This is a genomic window from Paenibacillus sp. FSL H8-0260, assembly GCF_045040625.1.
Taxonomy (GTDB): Bacteria; Bacillota; Bacilli; order Paenibacillales; family Paenibacillaceae; genus Paenibacillus_AQ; species Paenibacillus_AQ odorifer.
In genome coordinates this window covers 5,190,309-5,212,985 of sequence record NZ_CP150298.1, presented here as the reverse complement: position 1 = coordinate 5,212,985, position 22,677 = coordinate 5,190,309, and the positions used below count along the sequence as shown (strand labels likewise).

Below are 22,677 nucleotides of genomic sequence, written 5' to 3'. Positions count from 1 at the left end.
TAAAAACAGCGAACCATTCCTCAAAACTGGAACAGTACGCTGTTTAAATATTTTTGTGTAGGGGACATCTGTGTTTAGTCTTCGTCGAGAGGATCTAGGCTATGGGTTGCCTCGTCACTGTCCAAATAACGCTGGTAGCTCCGTCCCGGCACTACAATTAGATTGTTGCCCGTGATATCAGTGGCGATAAAGTTCTCCCAAGGCTCTACGCAGCCTTCCAGCTCATCGGCTTCAATCTCCATATCATTATAAGAATCAATATTGTTGCCCTCCGCCATGGCGGGAGAATTCGAGGTACCCCAGCTTTCAACAATCTGCCAGGCATCCTCACCGTCAAAACCGTTTTGATCGTCGCGTTCATCCAGACTGGTTCGTCCAAAAGGTGGAGATAACAGCTCCTCTTCCACTGGACGAGTGAAAGGTGCGTTTTGCCGCGGGTTGTGCTCTTTACAATAAAGTGTGGAAGGGATGGCAGATAAACGTTCAAAAGGGATCGGCTCACCACTAGCCTTGCATATCCCATAGGTGCCATTATCCATAGCGGATAAAGCAGCTTCAATATCGTCCAGCTCATGCTCGTCCCGCTCTAACAGTGAAATGTCCATGGAGCGATTATACAAATCGGTGGCTGCATCTCCTGGATGGTTGTCATTCTCGGAAAGTTCACCGGAGCCATCCCGCATGGATTCATCTAAGCCGTAATGTTCATTATTCTGAAGCCTGTGCTGAATCGTATCCCGATCTTTTTCCAATCGTGCGCGTAGCTCTGAGAGCTGCTGTACTGTCAGGTGCGTCATAATGAGAAAGCTCCTTTCTGTACCTTTTATAAGAATCATTCTGACTTGCCGGATAACACCGGATGGTTCTTCTGTTAGGTTGACCGGAGAGCAGGGATTTTAGCGCTGGAAAATAGTCCCCAAGATTGAACTTAGCGGATGTCCCGCAATAGACGATTCTTTAAGGGCTGTGCTACAATATACAAGTCTTTAAACAGTATTCGTACCGCATTTAGCGGGAAAAATAAGAACGGAGTGACAACTTCTGTGGTGTACTATTTGATTGCTCTTATTGTATTTTTGGTGGATCAAGGGACAAAGTATCTTATTGCTACACGTCTGGAGATCGGAGAACAGATTTCTGTTATCGGAGATTTTTTCCTGATTACCTCTCATCGCAATCGCGGGGCTGCTTTTGGGATTCTCGAAGGTCAGCAATGGTTCTTCTTTCTAGTTACGGTTGTAGTGGTTAGTGGTATCGTTTGGTATTTGAACAAGACTAGACACTCGCGGAAGCTGTTATCTGTTGCCCTAGGGCTTGTACTGGGTGGAGCTATCGGTAACTTCCTGGACCGGATTATCAATGGTGAGGTTGTTGATTTCCTTCTGTTCAATTTTGGGAGCTATAGCTTCCCGATTTTTAACGTGGCGGATTCTTGTATTGTCATTGGGGTTGGATTGATTCTTTTGGATTCTTTTCGTGACCTTAAGAACGGCGAAGAAATTACGGAAATAAAAGAAGTAAAAGAAGCAAAGGAAGTAAGAGAAGGGAATGAATGATTTGAATAAAGACGTCAATCACCAAGCGGCATCTACGAGCGAAGAAGAGAGGGACGTCACGGAATGGACCGTTTCGGCAGAGAACGCGCGGGAGCGAATCGATAAATATATTACGGAATCATGGGAAGAAGAAATTTCCCGTTCTCAGGTGCAGCTGTGGATCAGCGGCGGTAACGTTACGGTTAATGGCAAGCCAGTGAAAGCCAACTATAAGTTATCGGAAGGCGACGTGGTTAGCGTTGTTGTCCCTGAAGCAGAAGTAACCGATTTGATCGCGGAGAACATTCCTCTTGAAGTTGTATATGAAGACAGTGATGTCATTGTGATTAATAAACCCCGGGGCATGGTTGTGCACCCAGCTGCGGGACATCCGTCAGGCACCTTAGTAAATGCGCTGATGTATCACTGTAAGGATCTGTCCGGCATTAACGGTGAGATTCGTCCAGGTATTGTCCATCGGATCGATAAGGATACCTCTGGTCTTATCATGGTGGCTAAGAATGATGCCAGTCATGCCTCACTTGCCGCACAGCTTAAAGAGCATAGTGTTACGCGCCGATATATTGCAGTCGTACACGGCAACTTGTCGCATGATAAGGGCACTGTTGATGCACCGATTGGCAGAGATCCACATGATCGCAAGCTATATACAGTAACCGAAAAGAACAGCAAGAAATCCGTGACCCATTTTACAGTAATGGAACGCTTCGGAGATTGTACACTGCTGGAGCTGCAGCTGGAGACTGGCCGCACGCATCAAATCAGGGTACATATGAAGTTCATTGGCCATCCACTTGTAGGTGATCCGATATATGGACGCAGCAAGGGCACTACGATGAATGGACAAGCGTTGCATGCGGCGGTGCTTGGATTTGTTCATCCTACCACAGGTGAATATAAAGAATTCAGCAGACCTATTCCAGAGGATATGGAAGAAGTGCTGTTCACACTACGCAGCAGATAAGTACAAATGAAGTGATAATTAGTCTATGGTATTGAACACTACTTTACGGCATATTTAAAAACATAAGGATAAAGAAAGGGTAATGCCTTATTCTTTATCCTTATTTTTATAATGAAACGGATATCCGGAACATACGCCATCCAAGGGACGGCGAAGCCGTTTCTTTTAAAAGTAGAATAGATATTCAGGAGATGAGATGACAGTATGAGTATTGAACAATACCAAGATAGCTTCATTCAGACTAATTTTGCAGACCGCATCGGCGGTGCCAATTATGGCAAAGACACTTCGATTTATAAATTCGAGAAAATCAAACGTGCTAAAGCATCCGCAAAACAGGATTTTCCTAACATTGAACTAATTGATATGGGCGTAGGCGAGCCGGATGAGATGGCTGATGCGGGTATCGTAGCTAAGCTTGCTGAAGAAGCAGCGAAGGAAGAAAACCGCGGATATGCGGACAATGGAATTGCCGAATTCAAGACTGCTGCTGCTGAATATTTGCGGGAAGTTTTCCGGGTGGAAGGAATTGATCCAGACACGGAGGTAGTTCACTCCATCGGTTCGAAGCCTGCGCTGGCTATGTTGCCATCTTGTTTCATCAATCCAGGTGATATCACGATTATGACCGTGCCGGGTTATCCAGTCTTGGGTACACATACTAAATATTTGGGTGGACAAGTATTTACAGTGGAGCTGAAGAAGGAGAACAAATTCCTTCCAGATCTGAATGAAATTCCGGAAGACATTGCTCGTAAAGCTAAGCTTCTTTATCTAAACTATCCAAACAATCCAACGGGCGCTAGTGCCACTCCTGAGTTTTTTGCTGAGGTCGTTGCATGGGCGAAAAAATACGATGTAGTGGTTATCCATGACGCACCTTATGCTGCCTTGACCTATGACGGTTTGAAGCCACTTAGCTTCCTCTCCGTTCCAGGTGCAAAGGATGTGGGTGTAGAGCTGCATTCTCTTTCTAAGTCTTACAATATGACGGGCTGGAGAATTGGTTTTGTGGCTGGTAATCCGCTAGTGGTTAAAGCCTTCAGCGATGTGAAGGATAACAACGATTCCGGCCAATTTATCGCGATTCAAAAAGCAGCGGCTTATGGTCTTGCTCATCCGGAGATTACTGAAGCGATTGCAGATAAATACTCCCGTCGTCACAACCTGCTGGTTGATGCACTGAACAGCCTCGGCTTTAAAGCTGAGAAGCCAAAAGGCTCTTTCTTCCTGTATGTCGCTGCACCTAAGGGAATCAAAGACGGCCGTCGCTTTGAATCCGGTGAAGATTTCTCCCAATTCCTCATTCGTGAGAAGCTGATCTCCACTGTGCCTTGGGATGATGCAGGTCCGTTTGTTCGTTTCTCCGTTACCTTTATTGCTAAAGGTGAAGAGGAAGAGAGACGTGTCATCTCTGAAATTCAAAGACGTCTTAGCGATGTGGAATTTGAGTTTTAAGCATTGTTATTGAATTTAATGAGGCTGTCCCAAAAGTAGTAAATTCTACTTTGGGGCAGCTTCTTTTTTATGGAATAGGAAATGTTGTAGATGTTACTGTGCCCTATGACTATATGCCACGTGTTGTGTTCTGTGTTTGTGAGAAGTAAAGAGTGGGTTTTAAACTAATTAGGGAAAAACTCCCTGAAATTAGCCGATATTCGCTCTAAATGTACGAAATCAGGGAAAAACTCCCTAATAATTAGGTGGTTTTCTATATTAATCACTGAATCGGCCAACAATTAGGGAAGGTATCCCTAATAACAAGTCTGATGAACAGAAATCACTGAATTTCAGGGAGAAATTCCTTAATTCTATATAAGTACCTCACCGATTGCATCATTTTCAGCATTACTAGGTGCACCTTTTGAATCATTTGGAGATTAAGTAGTGCTAAGAACATAAACGGGGCTGTCCAAAAAGCGATGAAATGGCTATTTGGGACCAGCCTCGTTTATTATGCAGATATACTGACTACCGCTTCCCCCTTGTTGTTAATAGAAGTAAGGAAGAGAAGTGCAAAAGTTTAGGCAGAGAAAGTTGACATGAGGGGGTTGTTCTGTCATAATTCTTGTTAAATGAATAGCGCCTTTAATTCAGTCCTGTGAGGCTGGCAAGGTAACGTGAATCGAGGTTCGCGACTCTTAGAAAGGTATCCGTGTGTAAATACGGAACTGTCTTTTTATGCGCGCGGCCGTCATCTTCCTCATCTGCGGATTTCACTCCTTGCCTGTTATAGGCAAGGAGTTTTTTGATTTCCGGGAACTTGAATAGGCGAATAAGCTGGAGGGTGACAAGATTATGGTTACTGAGAAAAATGTCATTATGGATGAAACGGCGATCCGCCGGGCCTTATCGCGTATTGCTCATGAGATTTTGGAGAAGAACAAAGGTATCGAGAATTGTCTGCTGGTCGGCATTCGGACACGAGGTGTGTATCTGGCACAACGTATCGCTGAGCGCATCAAGGAGATTGAAGGCGTAGAGATTCCATACGGTGAGCTGGATATCACACATTACCGGGATGACCGTGAAGTGGAAGGCAGTGAAGCAGTAGTGAAGAGCAACGTCGTTATTACTTCAGGAAGTGCTGGCATCCATGATCAGAAAGTCATTTTGTTCGATGATGTACTTTACACCGGACGCACCATCCGCGCGGCGATGGACGCTTTGATGGATTGCGGACGCCCACGAATGATTCAACTGGCAGTACTGGCTGACCGCGGACACCGCGAGCTGCCGATCCGGCCGGACTACATCGGTAAGAATGTACCTACCTCAAAGCACGAGCAGATTGAAGTGGCGCTGAAGGAATACGACGGCAAAGATGAGGTCTACATTATTTCAAACCGGGAGGAACGATAACATCATGACACTTACCAAGGTAAAGGAACGTAGTCTGCTGGGAATCAAAGAGCTTGACCGGTCGGAAATTATCCAACTGCTTGACAGAACAGCATTTTGGGACAATCAAAGTGAAAAGCTAACGCCCATCTTGAACTCCCATTTTATTTCTAACATGTTTTTTGAGAACAGCACACGCACACGCTTCTCTTTCGAGATGGCAGAGAAACGACTAGGTGCGCAAGTACTTAATTTTACGGCTGCAGCTTCTAGTGTAGAAAAAGGGGAGTCGATCTACGATACAGTGCGCACACTGGAATCGATGGGGATCGATGCCGGAGTTGTGCGTTTGAAGCCTGCAGGTGTGCTGCAGCAGTTAGCTGAGAAGGTGACTATACCGCTTATCAATGCGGGCGACGGCAACAATGAACATCCTACGCAGGCGCTGCTTGATTTATACACCATGACCAAAACCTTTGGGGAACTAAAGGGCCTGACAGTCTCCATCATTGGGGACATTATGCATAGCCGCGTAGCGCGCTCTAATCTCTGGGGGCTTACGAAAATGGGAGCCAAGGTGCAGTTCTGCGCACCGGATAATATGAAGGCTCCTGAGCTTATGGAGTATGCGCCTTACGTAACTATGGAAGAAGCTCTTAAAGCGGATGTTGTAATGATGCTTCGAGTACAGCTTGAGCGCCATACTTCCGGCATTAAGCTGTCTGCTGAAGATTACCGTAGCCACTATGGTCTAACAGAAGAGCGGGCAGCTAAGCTGGCCAAAGACACAATCATTATGCATCCAGCTCCGGTTAACCGGAATCTAGAGATTGATGATGCAGTAGTTGAGTGCAGTCAATCGCGGATTTTCCCGCAAATGTCTAATGGCGTACCGGTCCGGATGGCGGTTCTCGAAAGAGCTTTACTATAAGCTTACAGAATGCTAACGTATAGAGACTAATAAATATACACAAAGATGAATTTTTATTATATAATAACGAGAGGGCCCGCAGCTGTGATCTGAGGGTAAAGGTAGAATCATGACAGTGATTATTAGAAACGCCAGCGTATTGAATAAGGAAGGCTTGCTTGAGCGCAAACACATCGAACTTCAGGAGGGTGTGATCTCGGCTATAATCGACGGAAATGAAGCTATCGGAGAAGCCACGGAGATTATTGATGCTGAAGGTAAGCTGCTCATTCCGGGACTCATTGATATGCATGTGCACTTGCGTGAACCGGGATTTGAACACAAGGAAACAGTGGAAACCGGAAGTCGCTCAGCTGCTAAAGGCGGATTTACAACCATTGCATGTATGCCAAATACTCGTCCGGTGACAGATAGCCCGGAGATCGTGCAATTTGTGAAAGACAAGGCGCGTGAAGCAGGACTAGTTAAAGTGCTTCCTTATGCAGCCATTACGAAAAATGAGCTTGGACGTGAGTTGACGGATTTTGCGGCGCTCAAAGAAGCTGGAGCTATTGGTTATACAGACGATGGTGTGGGCGTACAAAGTGCTCAAATGATGAAAGATGCAATGAACATCGCAGCATCGCTCGATATGCCAGTCATTGCCCACTGCGAAGATAATTCGCTGGTTGAAGGCTGCTGTGTAGCTGAAGGTGAGTTCGCTAAGAAGCATGGCCTCAAAGGAATTCCGAATGAGTCAGAAGCGATCCATGTTGGACGCGATATTTTGCTGGCAGAAGCGACAGGCGTTCATTACCATGTATGCCATGTCAGTACTGAACAGTCGGTGCGGCTGATTCGCCAAGCAAAAGAGATCGGCATTAAAGTAACTGCTGAGGTATGTCCGCATCACTTGCTTCTTGCTGAAGACGATATTCCAGGCCTGGATGCCAATTGGAAAATGAACCCGCCGCTGCGCTCCCGCCGCGATGTTGAGGCGTGTATCGAAGGGTTGCTTGATGGCACACTAGATATGATTGTTACAGATCATGCGCCACATAGTGAAGAAGAGAAGGCGAAAGGAATGCAGCTGGCACCTTTTGGTATCGTTGGATTCGAGACAGCTTTCCCACTCTTATACACATCATTTGTAGAAACAGGAAAATGGGATTTATCCTTACTAGTACAAAGAATGACTGCTGATCCTGCACGGGTATTCAGATTGAACACCGGGGTTATGGAGATCGGAGCTCCTGCAGATTTGACACTGATCGATCTGGAGCAGGAAAAAGAAGTAGATCCAAGTTCCTTCGCAAGCAAAGGACGTAACACTCCTTTTGGCGGCTGGAAGCTTAAGGGTTGGCCAGTAAAAACTTGGGTGGACGGCAAAGCCGTATGGACTGAGAAAAACTAGCGGACTGGTGAGGCGAAATTGCTGATCTTTACAGATCAGCAATTTGAGCGCGTACACTCCGGAAGGCATGCAAGGCATACGTATTAGACTACAGAACATGAAGGAGTGGAAGGGAATGCAGGCGAGATTGCTGCTTCAAGACGGAACTTTATTTACAGGTACCGCATTTGGCGCTGAAGGTGAAAAGACAGGCGAGGTTGTTTTTAACACAGGAATTACAGGATATCAAGAGGTGCTGTCTGACCCTTCATATTGCGGACAAATCGTTACCATGACGTACCCATTGATCGGGAACTACGGGATTACGCGGGATGATTTCGAATCTGTTCGACCTTTCGTACACGGTTTTGTAGTGCGTCGTCATGAAGAAGTTCCAAGTAACTGGCGCGCAGAATACAGTGTGGACGACCTGCTGAAAGAATATGATATTCCTGGAATCAGCGAGATTGATACCCGGATGTTGACGCGGATTATTCGCCACTACGGAACAATGAAGGCGATCCTGACTACCTCTAACAAACGTGTAGAGGAATTGATGGAAATGATGGGCGACACTTCAATTGAAGAATTGCGCAATCAGGTAGCTCGCACATCTACTCCAAGCATGTACAATAGTCCAGGAACCAAAGAGCGCATCGTCTTGGTAGATTACGGCGCGAAGGCTGGCATCTTGCGCGAGTTGAACAATCGCGGTTGTGATGTTGTAGTTGTACCTCATGACGTAACCGCTGATGAGATTCGTCGCCTCAATCCAGATGGTATCCAGCTGTCCAACGGCCCTGGGGACCCGAAAGACGTCCCACACGCAGTGAAGACGATCTCGGAATTGCTTGGTGAATACCCAATCTTCGGCATCTGCTTAGGTCACCAGCTGTTTGCACTGGCTTGTGGCGCGGATACAGAGAAGCTGAAATTCGGGCACCGTGGCGGTAACCATCCGGTTAAAGAATTGGAGAGCGGACGTTGCTTCATTACTTCTCAGAACCATGGCTACACAGTGAATGAAGATTCTGTGAAGAGCACGGATCTAGAAGTTACTCACATTAATAATAATGATAAGACCGTTGAAGGACTTAAACATACCCGTTACCCTGCATTTTCAGTACAGTACCATCCAGAAGCAGCACCGGGACCTCATGACAGCAGCTATTTATTCGATCGTTTCTTACAGATGATCGCTGATCATAAAGCTAACACACCTGTAAGCTCGCGCCAGGCGCAGCTTGCGGCAAACGCCAGAATCACGGCGCCAAAACCTACAGTAAAACAGCTTGAAGCCGTGAAAGGAGCTCTATAACATGCCTAAGAATGAAAAGCTTAAAAAAATATTAGTAATTGGTTCTGGACCGATTGTTATCGGGCAAGCCGCAGAATTTGACTACGCCGGAACTCAGGCCTGTCAGGCCCTGAAAGAAGAAGGCGTGGAAGTTGTGCTGATCAACAGTAACCCAGCGACTATCATGACTGACACCAATATGGCTGATAAAGTTTATATCGAGCCGATTACCCTTGAATTCGTAACTGGCATCATCCGCCAGGAGCGCCCGGATGGCTTGTTGCCAACTTTGGGAGGACAGACAGGTCTTAATATGGCTGTAGAATTGGCTCGTGCAGGAGTACTAGAACAAGAGAATGTTAAGCTTCTAGGTACCCAGCTTGAATCCATTGAAAAAGCAGAGGATCGCGATTTGTTCCGCGATTTGATGCGCGAATTGGAACAGCCTGTACCAGAGAGCACTATTATTACCACAGTAGATGAAGCGATGAAATTCGCTGAGGAAATTGGTTTCCCGCTGATTGTACGCCCAGCCTATACGCTTGGCGGCACCGGCGGCGGGATCTGCGACAACGAAGAAGAGCTGCTTGAGACTGTCAAAGCAGGTATTCGTTATAGTCCAATTGGACAATGTTTGGTGGAGAAAAGTATTGCCGGCATGAAGGAAGTTGAATACGAGGTTATGCGTGATGCGAATGACAACTGTATCGTTGTCTGCAACATGGAGAACTTTGACCCGGTAGGTGTGCATACGGGTGATAGTATCGTTGTGGCACCTAGCCAAACGTTATCCGATCGTGAATATCAAATGCTGCGCAGCGCTTCACTCAAAATCATTCGTGCGCTGAATATCGAGGGTGGCTGCAACGTGCAGTTCGCACTGGATCCGCAAAGCTATCAATATTATGTAATCGAAGTAAATCCACGTGTCAGCCGCTCTTCGGCTTTGGCTTCGAAAGCAACCGGTTATCCGATTGCCAAAATGGCTGCCAAAATCGCGCTTGGTTACACACTCGATGAAATCGTCAATCCAGTTACTGGACAGACCTATGCTTGCTTCGAGCCTACACTTGACTATATCGTAAGCAAAATCCCACGCTGGCCGTTCGACAAATTCATTCATGCGAACCGTAAGCTGGGCACACAAATGAAAGCAACTGGAGAAGTTATGGCCATCGGTCGTACCTTTGAAGAGTCCATTCATAAAGCAATTCGTTCCCTGGAAATCGGTGTACACCGTTTCCGTCTGCCGGGCGCTGAGGATCTGGAAGAAAGCGTCCTGCGTGAACGTCTGGCAAAACCTGATGATGAGCGGTTGTTCTTGATCGCTGAAGCTTTCCGCCGCGGATTTGGCTTGCAAGAGATTCAAGACATTACTAACGTAGACTGGTGGTTCCTGTCCAAAATCGAGGGACTGATCAACTTTGAAGAGGTCATCCGTGGGGATGAAAGCTTATCAGAAGAAACCTTGTATCAAGCTAAACGCAGAGGTTTTACAGACCGTGCGATTGCTGAGATACGTGCAGAAGGACAAGCGAACGGTAAATACACCAAAGAAGCTGATGTACGCGCGCTTCGTTTAGAGCGAGGATTAACGCCTGTATTCAAAATGGTAGATACCTGTGCAGCTGAGTTCGAAGCTTCTACACCTTACTACTACTCTACTTATGAGACTGAAAATGAGGTCATTCATTCCGATAAACAAAAGGTTATCGTGCTTGGATCGGGTCCAATCCGGATCGGCCAAGGGATTGAGTTCGATTACTCCACTGTGCATGCAGTGTGGGCGATTCAGAAGGCAGGTTATGAAGCGGTTATTATCAATAATAACCCTGAAACTGTATCTACCGACTTTAATACTTCGGACCGGTTGTATTTTGAACCCTTGTTCTTTGAAGATGTAATGAACGTAATTGCGCAAGAGAATCCGATTGGGGTTATCGTACAGTTCGGAGGCCAAACAGCCATTAACCTTGCTGCACCATTAAGTGCGGCTGGCGTTAAGATTCTCGGAACTAGCCTAGACAGTATTGACGAAGCTGAAGACCGGAAGAAATTCGAAGCTTTGTTGGCTCGTCTGGATATTGCCCAACCAAAAGGGAAGACGGTTATCAACGTAGATCAAGCAGTAGAAACTGCACAATCGCTTGGATATCCGGTGCTGGTACGTCCTTCCTATGTACTAGGTGGACGCGCAATGGAAATTGTATATAATGATGCGGAATTGCTTAGCTACATGGTAGAAGCGGTTAAGGTGAATCCGGAGCATCCGGTATTGATTGACCGTTACATGTTAGGTAAAGAGGTTGAGGTAGACGCAATTTGTGACGGTGAGACGGTAGTTATTCCAGGGATCATGGAGCATGTTGAGCGTGCAGGTGTTCACTCCGGTGACTCCATCGCTGTATATCCTCCGCAATATCTGGATGAAGGTCTGAAAGCAAAAATTGCTGAGATCACAATCAAGATTGCTAAGGAACTGAAAACGATTGGTCTGGTCAACATCCAGTTCGTTATCTATCAGAATGAAGTGTACGTAATTGAAGTAAATCCACGTTCATCGCGTACGGTTCCATTCTTGAGTAAAGTAACTGGAATTCCAATGGCGCATCTGGCAACCAAAATCATTCTCGGTGGCAAGCTGAAAGATGACGGTTATACAGAAGGTCTATGGCCGGAAAGTGATTATGTATCGGTTAAAGTGCCGGTATTCTCTTTTGCCAAGCTGCGTAGAGTAGAACCAACGCTCGGACCTGAAATGAAATCGACGGGTGAAGTTATGGGCCGCGATAAATTGTATGCAAAAGCTTTGTATAAAGGTCTAATCGGGGCAGGAATGAAAATTCCAGCAACCGGCGCTATCATCGTTACAGTGGCAGATAAAGATAAAGCAGAAGCTGTAGAGCTTATGAAAGGCTTCCACTCGCTGGGTTACAAGATCATTGCTACCGGAGGCACCGCTCAAGCGCTTGAAGAAGCAGGTCTCAACGTAATGAACGTGAACAAGCTGGATGAAGGTGCGCCGAACATTCTCGATTTGATTCGTGGTGGGCAAGCCAACTTCGTCTTTAATACACTGACTAAAGGGAAAACACCAGAGCGTGATGGATTCCGTATCCGTCGTGAAGCGGTTGAGAATGGCGTCGTATGTATGACATCACTCGATACAGTAACGGCACTGCTCAGAATGCTGCAGACGATCAACTTCTCGTCACAGTCCATGCCTGCTTTTGTCGGTCAATTAAACTAATCTCATAAAGATGTATAGGGCGGTTTGCGTTTACGCAGACCGTTCCGCTATGCCTAGGGGCTAATAAATGAAGAGTGTGGATTTAAGTCTGCACTGGATGGGAGAACGGTTATGGGACAGGGAGATGCAAAGTGGAATGAAATGGCGAATCGCTTGATGATCGCCTTGGATTACCCTGATGTTGCAGGGGCAAGAACCTTGATTGACAAGCTGGAAGGGATTCCTTGTTATATGAAAGTGGGAATGCAGCTTTTTTATGCAGCCGGACCGGAATTCATTAATGAACTGAAATCTCGGGGGTATTCTGTATTTGCAGATGTCAAAATGCATGATATTCCTAACACGGTAAAAGGCGGGGCAGAAAGCCTTACGAACCTCGGTGTGGATATGTTTAACGTACATGCCGCAGGAGGCTCAGCGATGATGGCTGCAGCCCGGGAAGGCGCTGCTTCAGTAGTTAATGCGAATGCTGCGCTTAAAATGCCTTTGATTATTGCAGTTACACAGCTGACCAGCACGAGCCAAGAAGTGATGAATAACGAAATTGGAATCGCAGGAGACGTAGCAGATACTGTGGTCAGATACGCTAAGCTGGCAGCCGCTGCAGGTCTGGATGGGGTAGTGGCTTCACCGCAAGAGTCTTCAGCGATCGCAGAGGCTTGTGGGCCCGCATTTTGTACAGTTACACCTGGTATCCGGCCAGCAGGTGCATCCCTAGGTGACCAGTCCCGGGTGATGACGCCGGGCAAAGCGATTCAGCAAGGCAGCCACTTTCTGGTGGTGGGCCGTCCTGTTACAACTGCGGCTGATCCACGTCAAGCAGCACTAAATATTATTGAGGAGATGACCCTAGCATGAGTACATTAAATAGAAGTGAACAAGTAGCAAGTTATCTGCTTACGATAGGAGCAGTGGCACTGCGTCCGCAGGAGCCTTTTACCTGGACCTCTGGTATTAAATCCCCGATCTATTGCGATAACCGTCTGACCATGGCTTACCCAGAGGTACGTAACTATATTGCTGATGCCTTCGCTGAGCTTATTAAAAGCCAGTATCCAGACGCAGAGGTGATCGCAGGTACAGCAACCGCAGGCATTCCTCACGCAGCTTGGGTAGCTGATAAACTTAATCTGCCAATGGCTTATATCCGCGATAAAGCTAAAGGTCACGGCAAGCAGAACCAGATCGAAGGACTGATTAAGCCGGGGCAAAAGGTAGTCGTTATCGAAGACCTGATCTCCACTGGCGGAAGCTCCATCAAAGCAGCTCAAGCTGTGCAAGAAGCAGGCGCAGAAGCGTTGGCTGTATTGGCAATCTTCAGCTACGAGCTGGACCGTGCGGTGGAGGCTTTTGCCGCAGCTGAAATGCCATTACAAAGCTTATCCAACTATAGCACATTGATTGATGTGGCTCTTACACAAGGCAAGATCGCAGCTACAGATGTGGAACTGCTGAAATCTTGGAGAAAAGATCCTTCCGCATTTGGCGTTTAAACTAAATATTTGATTATAGTTTGGACGGGCCTCTCACTTTTTGGTGGGAGGTTTTTCTTTTTAACTACATTGAGTGTAATAAAAAGGAAAGCTTAAAGCGCACTCTGCTGTATAGGTGCATGAAGTATGCTGCTATTTATTGCAAAAAGATGCAATTATCCACCCGCGGCAGGTGTAAACTCTGACACTCGGGATTCTGACACTCTGCTACTCTGCTGCTATGTGTTATCGCTCTCCGCTCTGACACTCTGTTACTCTGTTACTCTGCTGCTATGCGCTGTCGCTCTCCGTTCTGACACTCTGTTACTTTGCTACTCTGCTACTCTGCTGCTATGCGTTATCGCTCTCCGCTCTGACACTCTGTTACTCTGCTGCTATGTGTTATCGCTCTCCGCTCTGAACGTTCTGACACTCTGGAATACTATACTCTGCCCCTGTGATTCCATCGCGCTGTCGTCTCAAACACCGAATAGTTGCAGTTTGTGCACTTAAACTAACCTTCCTTAGAGGTTCTGGCGATATAGTTGCACTTTGTGCAATTATATCGCCAGAAATCCGCAGAAAGTACTTAATAACGTTTTTTAACTGCACATAGTGCAATTAAAGGGAGAAGCACAACACACTCATCTTTAATAGTTGCACAAAGTGCAGTTATCCTGCGTAGAAGGGGGCGATTTGTGCCGGTCACATGAAATGTAGCAGGTTAGTCAGTAGGTTAGTTAGTATGGAAGGAAAATGCTGTATTGGTAAAAGGAAAAGTAGAGTGGAGAGTGGGGTTTTGCTGTTTTTATTTACATTTGAATTTACATTTACATTCTCATTCTCATTCTGACATTTGGCTGACCTGCGTTCTGTCGCTCTGGTATATTGCGCTCTGACACTCGGGATTCTGTTACTATGCTACTCCGCTACTCCGCTGCTATGCGCTGCCGCTCTATGCTCTGGCTCTGAACGCTCTGAACGCTCTGAACGCTCTGAACGCTCTGAACGCTCTGAAACTCTGCTAATCTGCTACTCTGCTGCTATGCGCTGTCGCTCTATGCTCTCCGCTCTGAACGCTCTGACACTCTGGAATACTATACTCTGCCCCCGTGATTCCATCGCAATGTCGTCTCAAACGCCGAATAGTTGCAGTTTGTGCACTTAAACTAACCTTCCTTAGAGGATCTGGCGATATAGTTGCACTTTGTGCAATTAAATCAGCCAGAAATCCGCTGAAAGCACCTAATAACGTTTTTTAACTGCACATAGTGCAATTAAAAGGAGAAGCACAACACACTCAGCTGTAATAGTTGCACAAAGTGCAATTATCCTGTCGCAGAAGGGCATTTCAGTATCCTCAGGAAACTCGCGGAACGTTTTTTATAGAAATAATATGAAGAAATCGTAGTTCAACTTTAAACAACCTGTAACTTCCCCTCCTGAATAAAGCTATATACTGTTACTAGAATTATGGGTAATTATTCATAAGGTGGATGGATTGAGTATTTTATGGGAGGGTTCAAGAATGAATCATATAAATAATAATAGAAGGCTATGGCGGCGCTGGTTAAGCTTTGGAATATGTGCAGCACTCCTATTGCCTTTAATTTCTGAAAGCAGGCACACAGCTTGGGCGGAGGCTTCTAAGCCATCTGCAGAACAGCGTGTGTTACGTATTGGCAGCCTCTGGTCTGGAGAGGACGATTCTTCTTTTCGTCAGCAGTTTACAGATATGTATGAATTGCAGCATCCTGAAATCAAACTTGAGATTATTCCAGCCATTAATATGAATGAGCTTCGTTTTGACAGCACGTATCCAGAGGTTAACCCAGATAATATGGAGAATATCCGAGCGATTATGGGCGGTGCACAGCCGGTTGATGTAATCGTCGGTGATAGTACATTGGTGAAGAGTTTGGTGGAACATAATCTGGTGCAATCGCTGGAGCCGCTTATCGCACGGGATCAATATGATTTAAGCAATATGGCGCCTACGATGCTAAGTGGAGTTCGTGAGCTGGGTGGAGGAAGTCTTTACGCGTTAGCGCCGACCTTTATGTCGAGTGCGTTATATTTTAACAAAGGTATTTTTGATGCTGCAGGTGCAGGTTATCCGACAGATGGAATGACTTGGGATGAAGTGTTCGCGCTGGCTGAAAAGGTGACCAAGAAATCGACAAATAAAGATAAGCGTATATATGGCTTTTCGATGAACCGTTATATGAGCGATCCTTTCTGGGATATGCAGACCTATGTCTCACCGCTTGAGCTTGCTATGTATGACAACAAGGGACATAAGATGGAGGTAAATCAAACACAGTGGAGTCAAGCTTGGACGACCTACAGCCAATTGGTGAAAAAGCAAATTACACCTGGGTTAAACGGTATGGATTTTATAGAAACAGAACGGAGCTCCTATAGTCCTGTCCAAGGGGATCTCTTCCTTACCGGAAAAGCTGCAATGGTAATTGGAGAATACGATTATCTTAATGAGCTTGCAGGTGTGAGCCGCAATGCAGCAAAGATTAAAAATTATAATCCTGTCGATTGGGGTTTCGTTACCGTACCTACTTTTAAGGAGAAACCAGGAGTGGCTGTAGGTACTTGGGTAGGTAATATGATGGCTATCAACACTATGGCTGCTAATAAGGAAGATGCTTGGGATTTGATCAAGTTCGTCAACAGTAATGATGTAGCCAAAATAAAAGCCCATACGCGCGGAGAACTAACTTCCCGTAAGGATTACATTACTACGAAGGTTCCTTCAGTAAATCTGGAGTCCTTCTATACGCTCAAACCGTTACCTGCCAATGATCCTATGATGAACATTCTACAGACACAGAAGCCTGGAATTAGCCGTATTAACGATGTTGGGCGCCAACTGTTCACTGAAGTTTATCAGGGCAAGAGAACGGTCGAGAGTGCCCTAAAAGCTTGGGAGAAGCAAGGGAATACCATGCTGGGTACGCTCGAAAAAGATCCCACATATTATTTTGACTCCATAGGGGATTGAGTTTTGGAATATGTAGCAGCCACCGGATTTCCGGTGGCTTATTTTGTGGAATTTGGGCATGATAAGTTCAGAGCAGCGTAAGATTAATTTGCGAAAAGGAGAAGAGGGCATCATGAATTGGATATACTTCGCGAAACTGTTCAGAACGAGATTTCAAGCAGGCTGTTTGGCAAAAAGACTGGAGCAAGATGGCTGGATTTATGGCTATCATGACCCAAGTTTTGTGGAGATTTATCGATCCCGCAAAGGAAGATATGGGGTTAGATTTTTGCCTTGAGAACTTTTACAAATTCATCCTTGACGTAGACCCATTTTGTACTGTATATTATTTATTGTCGCTGTTTGAATATTATTTATGACGCGGGGTGGAGCAGCCCGGTAGCTCGTCGGGCTCATAACCCGAAGGTCGCAGGTTCAAATCCTGCCCCCGCAACCAATTTTATTACAACAGCAATTGTACATTCGGATATTTTTAGATCCGGGCCCTTAGCTCAGTTGGTTAGAGCGGTCGGCTCATAACCGATTGGTCGGGGGTTCGAGTCCCTCAGGGCCCACTTATCAAAAACCCTTACTTTGTAAGGGTTTTTTGCTGTCTGTAGGTTCCCTTGTAAGTAGAAGTGGAAGAGTTGGAAAAGCGACAAAATAGAGAATGATCACATTTTGGTCACGGCGTTGTTAGATCCACTGGTTTTATCATAGATCATCTGGAAAACGGTAAAAAGTATGTATTCTGTGGAACTGCCCTACTCTTGTAGAGGAAAGGGGGACAGTCAAGACATATAGACTATTAAGTAGAAGACCATACGCCGTAGATTTTTGATGGAATTAAAAGCATGTCCAATACGCTGAAATTGATGATTTCTTTGAACAGGTTAATGCTGAATTTTGATAAGAAGCAATAAAGGATGCCGCATGTTCGCTCGGCATCCTTTATTGAAGATGGGTATACTAACTTAACAGCCTTTTAATTTATCATCAGAAGTTGATTAATAGCTTATTGATTATCCCCAAACCAGATGTTCTCAGTACCGGTCCGCGTGTCTGTCCATACGCTCACTAGACGGCCTGTTTGGGGGACGATGGCATTACCGATGTAGTCCCCAATTAGGGGGATGCCGGTGACGTCAAAGGAAGTTGTTGTTATCCGGGTGTTTGTATACGTCATACCGCCATCTCTAGAGGTTGCTAGATAAACATCAAGGTTGAGGGGGTTGACTCGATTAGTGTAATAGGTAACGAATATTGCACCATCCGCAGGGGATACGGTGATGGCTGGGAAAAAGTTTTGGGAGCCCACCGGACTACCTGTAATGGATATTGGTGCCCCCCAATCCACACCAAAATTGGTGGAAGTGGCAAGAAAAATATCGGAATAACCTTCTCGAAAATCTTGCCATACAGCATAGACATTACCTCGCGTCGTCGGTGCATTAGAAATATCTGCTGCGAGGGAAGGGTATGTCAGACATCTAAATGTATATCCCGGCAATGGATCTGGTGGGACTACAACGCTGGCGACCATGGTTTCAGGAGTAAAAATGACCCCACCGTCTGAGGATGTGCGAATTTTAAGATCAGTATTACCGGGAGGCTGATTGATCCATCCCACGATAACAATCCCATTTAATGTAATTGCTATACCGGGGAATTCTTCGAATTCTTCGACCGAAGACAGCAGGGAGGGACTGGAATAGGTACTACCGTTATCTAGGGAACGATTGAAGAATATCGTATTTCCCGGTATGAATTGTGTGTTGTAATCATGCGTATAACCAGTATATACATTTCCAAAAAAGGGACTTGATCCAGCTTTGTCGGTGACAACGACCACCTGATCATCATTTACAAACTGCCCAAACCCTTGATTCACGATGACTGGAGGTCCGAATGAAGAGGCATTGTCGGCAGATGTATAGGAAACGATCGACCCGCTGAGACCGTCTGAATCGAAGGCGTGGGCTAATACTACGAAAGTGGTCGGGAAAATATAATCAATATGTGGTGCTTCGATGCCTGCAAATCCTGTCGGTAACGGCAATAACGTTGTTGTCCAAGTGGCACCTGCGTCAATAGATTTGTATAAACCTATATTAGGAGGGCCTAATCGAAGATCTACAGCTACGGCAACCATAACTGAAGGATTAAGCCAATTTACCGCGATGGTGGGCTCAAACTGAACGCTTGCGCTCGGCGAAATTTGAATATTAGCCATGCTAAGCTCCTTTCGTCAGAGAGTTTTCGGTACTTATGGGTTCAGCTGAGCTATGAAAGTAAGTTCGGATTGCAGCACTCTTTGATGGGGAATGACGTTTCCTGACGAATCCGTTCCGAACACCGTGATAATCGTGTCTGCCGGTGCGTTTCCAGTTACTAGAAATTGGACTTCATAAGCTGAATTGCCTGCGATATTAAAACCGAGAAACTGGCTGGTGTTAGCATTAACATTTAATGAGTTGGAGTAGACTAAACCTTTACTAACCAAGGTATTCCATACGTAAACGTGATAGACTACGTTAGATGAAAAACTAAGGTTGTCATTATCGATATTAATGAGCACGTTGGATGCTGGGGTAGTCCCTGTGTTCGTAATGATGCCTGTTGTTGTTGCCATGAGCTTCACCTCTTTATTAGTTTGCTATATATATATGAATTGAGATTCATTGTGTTTGGACAAGGGAATCAGAAAAATCGCGGAAATGAATACTGAGAGGTCTAATTAGGTGGGGAAATACAAATAAATTTTCAGAAATCTGAAGATAACTTGATTATAAGTTGAACAGCAATTGAGGATTTTTACGACTTCTCTGCCACTGCAGCTCTTGTAAGGCGTATGCAGGTAACTATTCACTATCAGCAGGAGAATTTTAAATAGAAGGTCTGACATTTATTTTAAATAAATGTTATAATTATAATATCAGTGTGTAGAGATATTGGTCTTTTTTATTGGACCAAAAATATATGTCTCATGATACGTCTGCCATCTGAAATATTATTCACGGAGATGACAAACATGCATGGAGACACAAGACTGCCCAGAAACGGAAAAGAAGGTATACTATTTTTACTCATTATTTCAATCATTTCAGTTAACACTATCGCCCCTATTATTGTGGGGTTGGAACGCGGCTTCAGTAAGGAAGTGTATATAGATACACTAAAGGTTATTCCGTTTATGTGGATGATCGTAGTTTTATCCGTAAGATTAGTTGCAGGACCGATTGTTGGAAAAGTGATGCCGAAATTCATGGGACAAACCGATGGATTTAATGCAAGGATTCTGTTGAATACTTTATTGAATGTCACAGTGTTATCTATTTTACTATCAATTATCGGCACATGGGTTGGGACGAAACAAATAAGCCTGGATCCACTTAAAAACTTTCTTCACATCTGGCCGAGAAACTTTGGAATAGCATTTTGGATTGAACTGTTGGTTGCGCAGCCGATCGCAAGATTTGCAATGAAAACATTACACGCAAGACAGGATCGTAAAACGGAAAGTGTAAATGCGTAACTAGCTAGAGTGTAGTAGACTAATAAGAAATTCAAGGAGCGTCCATGGTGGGCGTTCCTTTTTTGTAGCAATTGGAAGTATCGAGAGAGACCCTGTGTTCCTTTGAAATTTGATTCGATAACAATTACGTGAACGATGCTTCTCCTGTCGGACACAGCTGACCCTTAAAGCGTTTTTTTTCCAAATTTGCAATTCTAACGGACTCCATAGTCACTATTGGCATAAAAAGTACCGCATGTGAGCCTCTTTCTAGGCATTAGCGTCCATGGAGTCCGAAACCATGCTCTTAAGGCTGAAAATCAGCAAATAGCGACATCTGGGTCCGATAGCTCGAGGTGGAGGAGGTTAGTTCGTTAATTCGTTAGCTCGTTAGTGCCGTGCTCTTCATAGATTTAGTTGCAGAAATTACAATGAGAAGCAGCTTTTAAAGGAACAATCAGTAGTCTCACCTCTACAACCAGCATATCTAGTATGCGGGCTCGTAAACCATACAGTAAAGCACAAAACGGCACTGCTCCAAACCATGAAATGGTTTTGAAGCAGCGCCGTTTTTGTTAACAGCCAGCTAAATTGTCCAATGGAGAGCAGGGCGACCGAAACGTTGTCCCTAATTGCCTCCGATCGCTGGCCCAACCGCAGTCCCGATCGCAGTCCCGATCGCAGTCCCGATCGCAGTCCCGATCGCAGTCCTGATTGCAGTCCCGATCGCAGTTCTGATTGCAGTCCCGATCGCAGTCCCGATCGCAGTCCCGATCGCAGTCCTGATTGCAGTCCTGATTGCAGTCCCGATCGCAGTTCCACCAGCAATCCTAAAGTTTCATGCTGTTCCACAGCTGCTGGAATGCCCCGGATTCGACCTCGAAGAATACCGGTGCTTGACCGTAGCGAACAAGTCCTTGACCGAACAGCGTCAGCTCTACTCGGGCGTTGTCTTCCAGCTGCAAATAGATGATCTTACGGTCTTCGCTGTCGTAGATGCCTTGCTCGATCAGCGGCTCTGCTGCCAGCGGTTTGGCAGCTTGGAGGGCTGTCAGGAAGCCATCAAGCGCCTCGCCATTGGCGATTGGCGCCTGCTGCTGGAGGCCGTTGTTCCAGCTGTTGAAGCTTTCCCATTGAGCAGAAGTAACTCGGCCTTCAAGATTCAGCTTGCCGAACAGGTCGGCGCCGCTGTTTATGGTGATGCCGTTCGTGTGCTCATACAGTTCGGCGAATACCTTACCGTTGATTTCCGAATAGGACATAATTAGGAAGCTGGAGTCATAGCCCTTCACGGAATAGAGATCCGTTTCGCCGATGTTCGAGGCTAACTCAATATATTCGTCGTTAATGCTCCATTCGTTGATGCCGCCTGTAGTGCGTCCCAACTTGTCACCGCGCAGAGCAGCAGCATCGTAAGCGTCAATGCGAGTCGCTGACTGTGTATAAATATTATTTTTATACACGACCAAGGCGATCATATCTGCCTTCACGCCAGACTCCTTATCTGGCAGTTTCAGCTTGGGAATGACAATGCTGCCGGATGTAGCTGTGCCTGAATTGCCAGCAATGCTTGCTCCCGGAGTTACCTGGGCAACCTGCCCTGGGGAGCTCTGACTGTTCAACTGCTGCCATATACTAGGCCCAGCCAGACCGATTCCTGCGGCGAGCACGACACTTGCCGCGATATAAACGGTTTTGCGCGGACGCTTCCGCTCCTGCCGCTGCTCTATTTTATTGAACAATTCTTTTTTCATCTCTTCACCTGGTTTCATCGAATCCACCGCTTTCTTATATGTTGTTCGAAACTGATCTTCCTTCACTGTGGTTCCGCTCCTTCCAGCTCCAGTTTTAACAGTTGCCGTCCCCGCTGAAGTCTCATCTTCACGGCAGACTGACTAATCTGCAGAATCTTGCTGATCTCCTGGATGGGATAGTCCTCGTAATAATAAAGATGGATTACGGTTTTATACTTCATGGGCATCGCCATAACTAACTGCAGCAGAGCCCAATCCTCGGGGCTGTCTGCCGCAATTGGCTCAGCGCTCTCCAGCTTAACCTCACGCTTGCGCCAGCCTCTGCCCAGTAGTGTTTTACAATGGTTGGTGATCACCCGGATCAGCCATGCCTTCTGATGTTCGGCATCTTTGAACTCCGGCGCTTTTTCTATTAGCTTGATGAAGGTATCCTGAGTGGCTTCTTCGGCATCTTGCCGGCTGCCTAGATGGACCAATGCGATCCGGAACAGCATATCTGCGTAGATTTCGTAACTCTTCATCACATGATTTCCCGGCCGGGTCATGGATCGCTGCATGATACTGTGCCCCCCCTTTACCTATAACACCATTTAGGACGGCATTAGGTCACATTTTGTTCCTGAGAAAATTCCTTTGTGTTTGAGCGTAAAGAATACCTATTCATAAATTATCTCCACAGGCTTACGGACTCAGAAGTCGTTATTTGTATATTTATAGGCTTTTGAGCAGGT

At 45.9% G+C, this 22,677-nt stretch carries 18 protein-coding genes and 2 tRNA genes; 15 read left to right on the top strand and 5 right to left on the bottom strand.

What is annotated here, in order from left to right; all coding sequences use genetic code 11:
• Window positions 1-74: 74 nt before the first annotated feature.
• Window positions 75-797: a TraR/DksA C4-type zinc finger protein gene (locus tag MHI51_RS23250; RefSeq protein ID WP_076098553.1), complete on the bottom strand. Its 723-nt coding sequence runs from the start codon at window positions 795-797 to the stop codon at window positions 75-77.
• A 246-nt stretch (window positions 798-1,043) separates the two neighbouring features.
• Between MHI51_RS23250 and lspA the strand changes: the two genes are divergently transcribed.
• The 14 genes from lspA to MHI51_RS23180 all read left to right on the top strand — a co-directional run bounded on the left by lspA (window position 1,044) and on the right by MHI51_RS23180 (window position 17,253).
• A complete protein-coding gene (gene lspA / locus MHI51_RS23245) occupies window positions 1,044-1,556 on the top strand; it encodes a signal peptidase II (protein WP_036683603.1) in 513 nt (170 codons plus the stop codon).
• On the top strand, window positions 1,549-2,520 hold the full coding sequence (locus tag MHI51_RS23240; protein ID WP_076192046.1) for an RluA family pseudouridine synthase: 972 nt from the start codon (window positions 1,549-1,551) through the stop codon (window positions 2,518-2,520). Before lspA ends, MHI51_RS23240 begins: the two co-directional genes overlap by 8 nt.
• Before the next feature lie 204 nt (window positions 2,521-2,724).
• Complete coding sequence (locus tag MHI51_RS23235; RefSeq protein ID WP_076098555.1) at window positions 2,725-3,978, top strand: LL-diaminopimelate aminotransferase; 1,254 nt, start codon at window positions 2,725-2,727, stop codon at window positions 3,976-3,978.
• 840 nt (window positions 3,979-4,818) lie between these two features.
• Window positions 4,819-5,382, top strand: coding sequence for a bifunctional pyr operon transcriptional regulator/uracil phosphoribosyltransferase PyrR (gene pyrR / locus MHI51_RS23230; protein ID WP_036683379.1), 564 nt, complete (start codon window positions 4,819-4,821; stop codon window positions 5,380-5,382).
• Window positions 5,383-5,386: 4 nt separating this feature from the next.
• Complete coding sequence (locus tag MHI51_RS23225) at window positions 5,387-6,292, top strand: aspartate carbamoyltransferase catalytic subunit (protein WP_076219141.1); 906 nt, start codon at window positions 5,387-5,389, stop codon at window positions 6,290-6,292.
• 109 nt (window positions 6,293-6,401) lie between these two features.
• On the top strand, window positions 6,402-7,685 hold the full coding sequence (locus tag MHI51_RS23220) for a dihydroorotase (RefSeq protein ID WP_076276759.1): 1,284 nt from the start codon (window positions 6,402-6,404) through the stop codon (window positions 7,683-7,685).
• A 115-nt stretch (window positions 7,686-7,800) separates the two neighbouring features.
• A complete protein-coding gene (carA, locus tag MHI51_RS23215) occupies window positions 7,801-8,982 on the top strand; it encodes a glutamine-hydrolyzing carbamoyl-phosphate synthase small subunit (RefSeq protein WP_051491286.1) in 1,182 nt (393 codons plus the stop codon).
• Between the two features lies 1 nt (window position 8,983).
• Window positions 8,984-12,211, top strand: coding sequence for a carbamoyl-phosphate synthase large subunit (gene carB / locus MHI51_RS23210; protein ID WP_076185242.1), 3,228 nt, complete (start codon window positions 8,984-8,986; stop codon window positions 12,209-12,211).
• A gap of 111 nt (window positions 12,212-12,322) precedes the next feature.
• Window positions 12,323-13,069 carry an orotidine-5'-phosphate decarboxylase gene (pyrF, locus tag MHI51_RS23205; RefSeq protein ID WP_076146022.1) on the top strand — a complete coding sequence of 249 codons (747 nt, stop codon included), beginning with the start codon at window positions 12,323-12,325 and terminating at the stop codon, window positions 13,067-13,069.
• Window positions 13,066-13,704 carry an orotate phosphoribosyltransferase gene (gene pyrE / locus MHI51_RS23200; protein ID WP_076279282.1) on the top strand — a complete coding sequence of 213 codons (639 nt, stop codon included), beginning with the start codon at window positions 13,066-13,068 and terminating at the stop codon, window positions 13,702-13,704. Before pyrF ends, pyrE begins: the two co-directional genes overlap by 4 nt.
• Window positions 13,705-15,211: 1,507 nt before the next feature.
• The gene (locus MHI51_RS23195; protein ID WP_076219144.1) at window positions 15,212-16,699 is read left to right on the top strand and encodes an ABC transporter substrate-binding protein; all 1,488 of its coding nucleotides are present in this window, start codon (window positions 15,212-15,214) and stop codon (window positions 16,697-16,699) included.
• Between the two features lie 112 nt (window positions 16,700-16,811).
• On the top strand, window positions 16,812-16,976 hold the full coding sequence (locus MHI51_RS23190; RefSeq protein WP_167347621.1) for a hypothetical protein: 165 nt from the start codon (window positions 16,812-16,814) through the stop codon (window positions 16,974-16,976).
• Between the two features lie 82 nt (window positions 16,977-17,058).
• Window positions 17,059-17,135 (top strand) — tRNA-Met (locus tag MHI51_RS23185).
• 44 nt (window positions 17,136-17,179) lie between these two features.
• Window positions 17,180-17,253 (top strand) — tRNA-Ile (locus tag MHI51_RS23180).
• 440 nt (window positions 17,254-17,693) lie between these two features.
• On the opposite strand, the gene MHI51_RS23175 is transcribed toward MHI51_RS23180, so the two are convergent.
• The gene (locus MHI51_RS23175) at window positions 17,694-18,911 is read right to left on the bottom strand and encodes a sialidase family protein (RefSeq protein ID WP_076128840.1); all 1,218 of its coding nucleotides are present in this window, start codon (window positions 18,909-18,911) and stop codon (window positions 17,694-17,696) included.
• 33 nt (window positions 18,912-18,944) lie between these two features.
• Window positions 18,945-19,310, bottom strand: coding sequence for a hypothetical protein (locus MHI51_RS23170; RefSeq protein ID WP_076128842.1), 366 nt, complete (start codon window positions 19,308-19,310; stop codon window positions 18,945-18,947).
• Between the two features lie 399 nt (window positions 19,311-19,709).
• Between MHI51_RS23170 and MHI51_RS23165 the strand changes: the two genes are divergently transcribed.
• Window positions 19,710-20,213 (top strand): hypothetical protein, encoded by a 504-nt coding sequence (locus tag MHI51_RS23165; RefSeq protein WP_076128844.1) that lies wholly within the window; start codon window positions 19,710-19,712, stop codon window positions 20,211-20,213.
• An 809-nt stretch (window positions 20,214-21,022) separates the two neighbouring features.
• Here MHI51_RS23165 and MHI51_RS23160 read toward each other — a convergent pair.
• Complete coding sequence (locus tag MHI51_RS23160; RefSeq protein ID WP_342410053.1) at window positions 21,023-22,012, bottom strand: hypothetical protein; 990 nt, start codon at window positions 22,010-22,012, stop codon at window positions 21,023-21,025.
• On the bottom strand, window positions 22,009-22,503 hold the full coding sequence (locus MHI51_RS23155; RefSeq protein WP_076220021.1) for an RNA polymerase sigma factor: 495 nt from the start codon (window positions 22,501-22,503) through the stop codon (window positions 22,009-22,011). Before MHI51_RS23155 ends, MHI51_RS23160 begins: the two co-directional genes overlap by 4 nt.
• Window positions 22,504-22,677 lie beyond the last annotated feature (174 nt).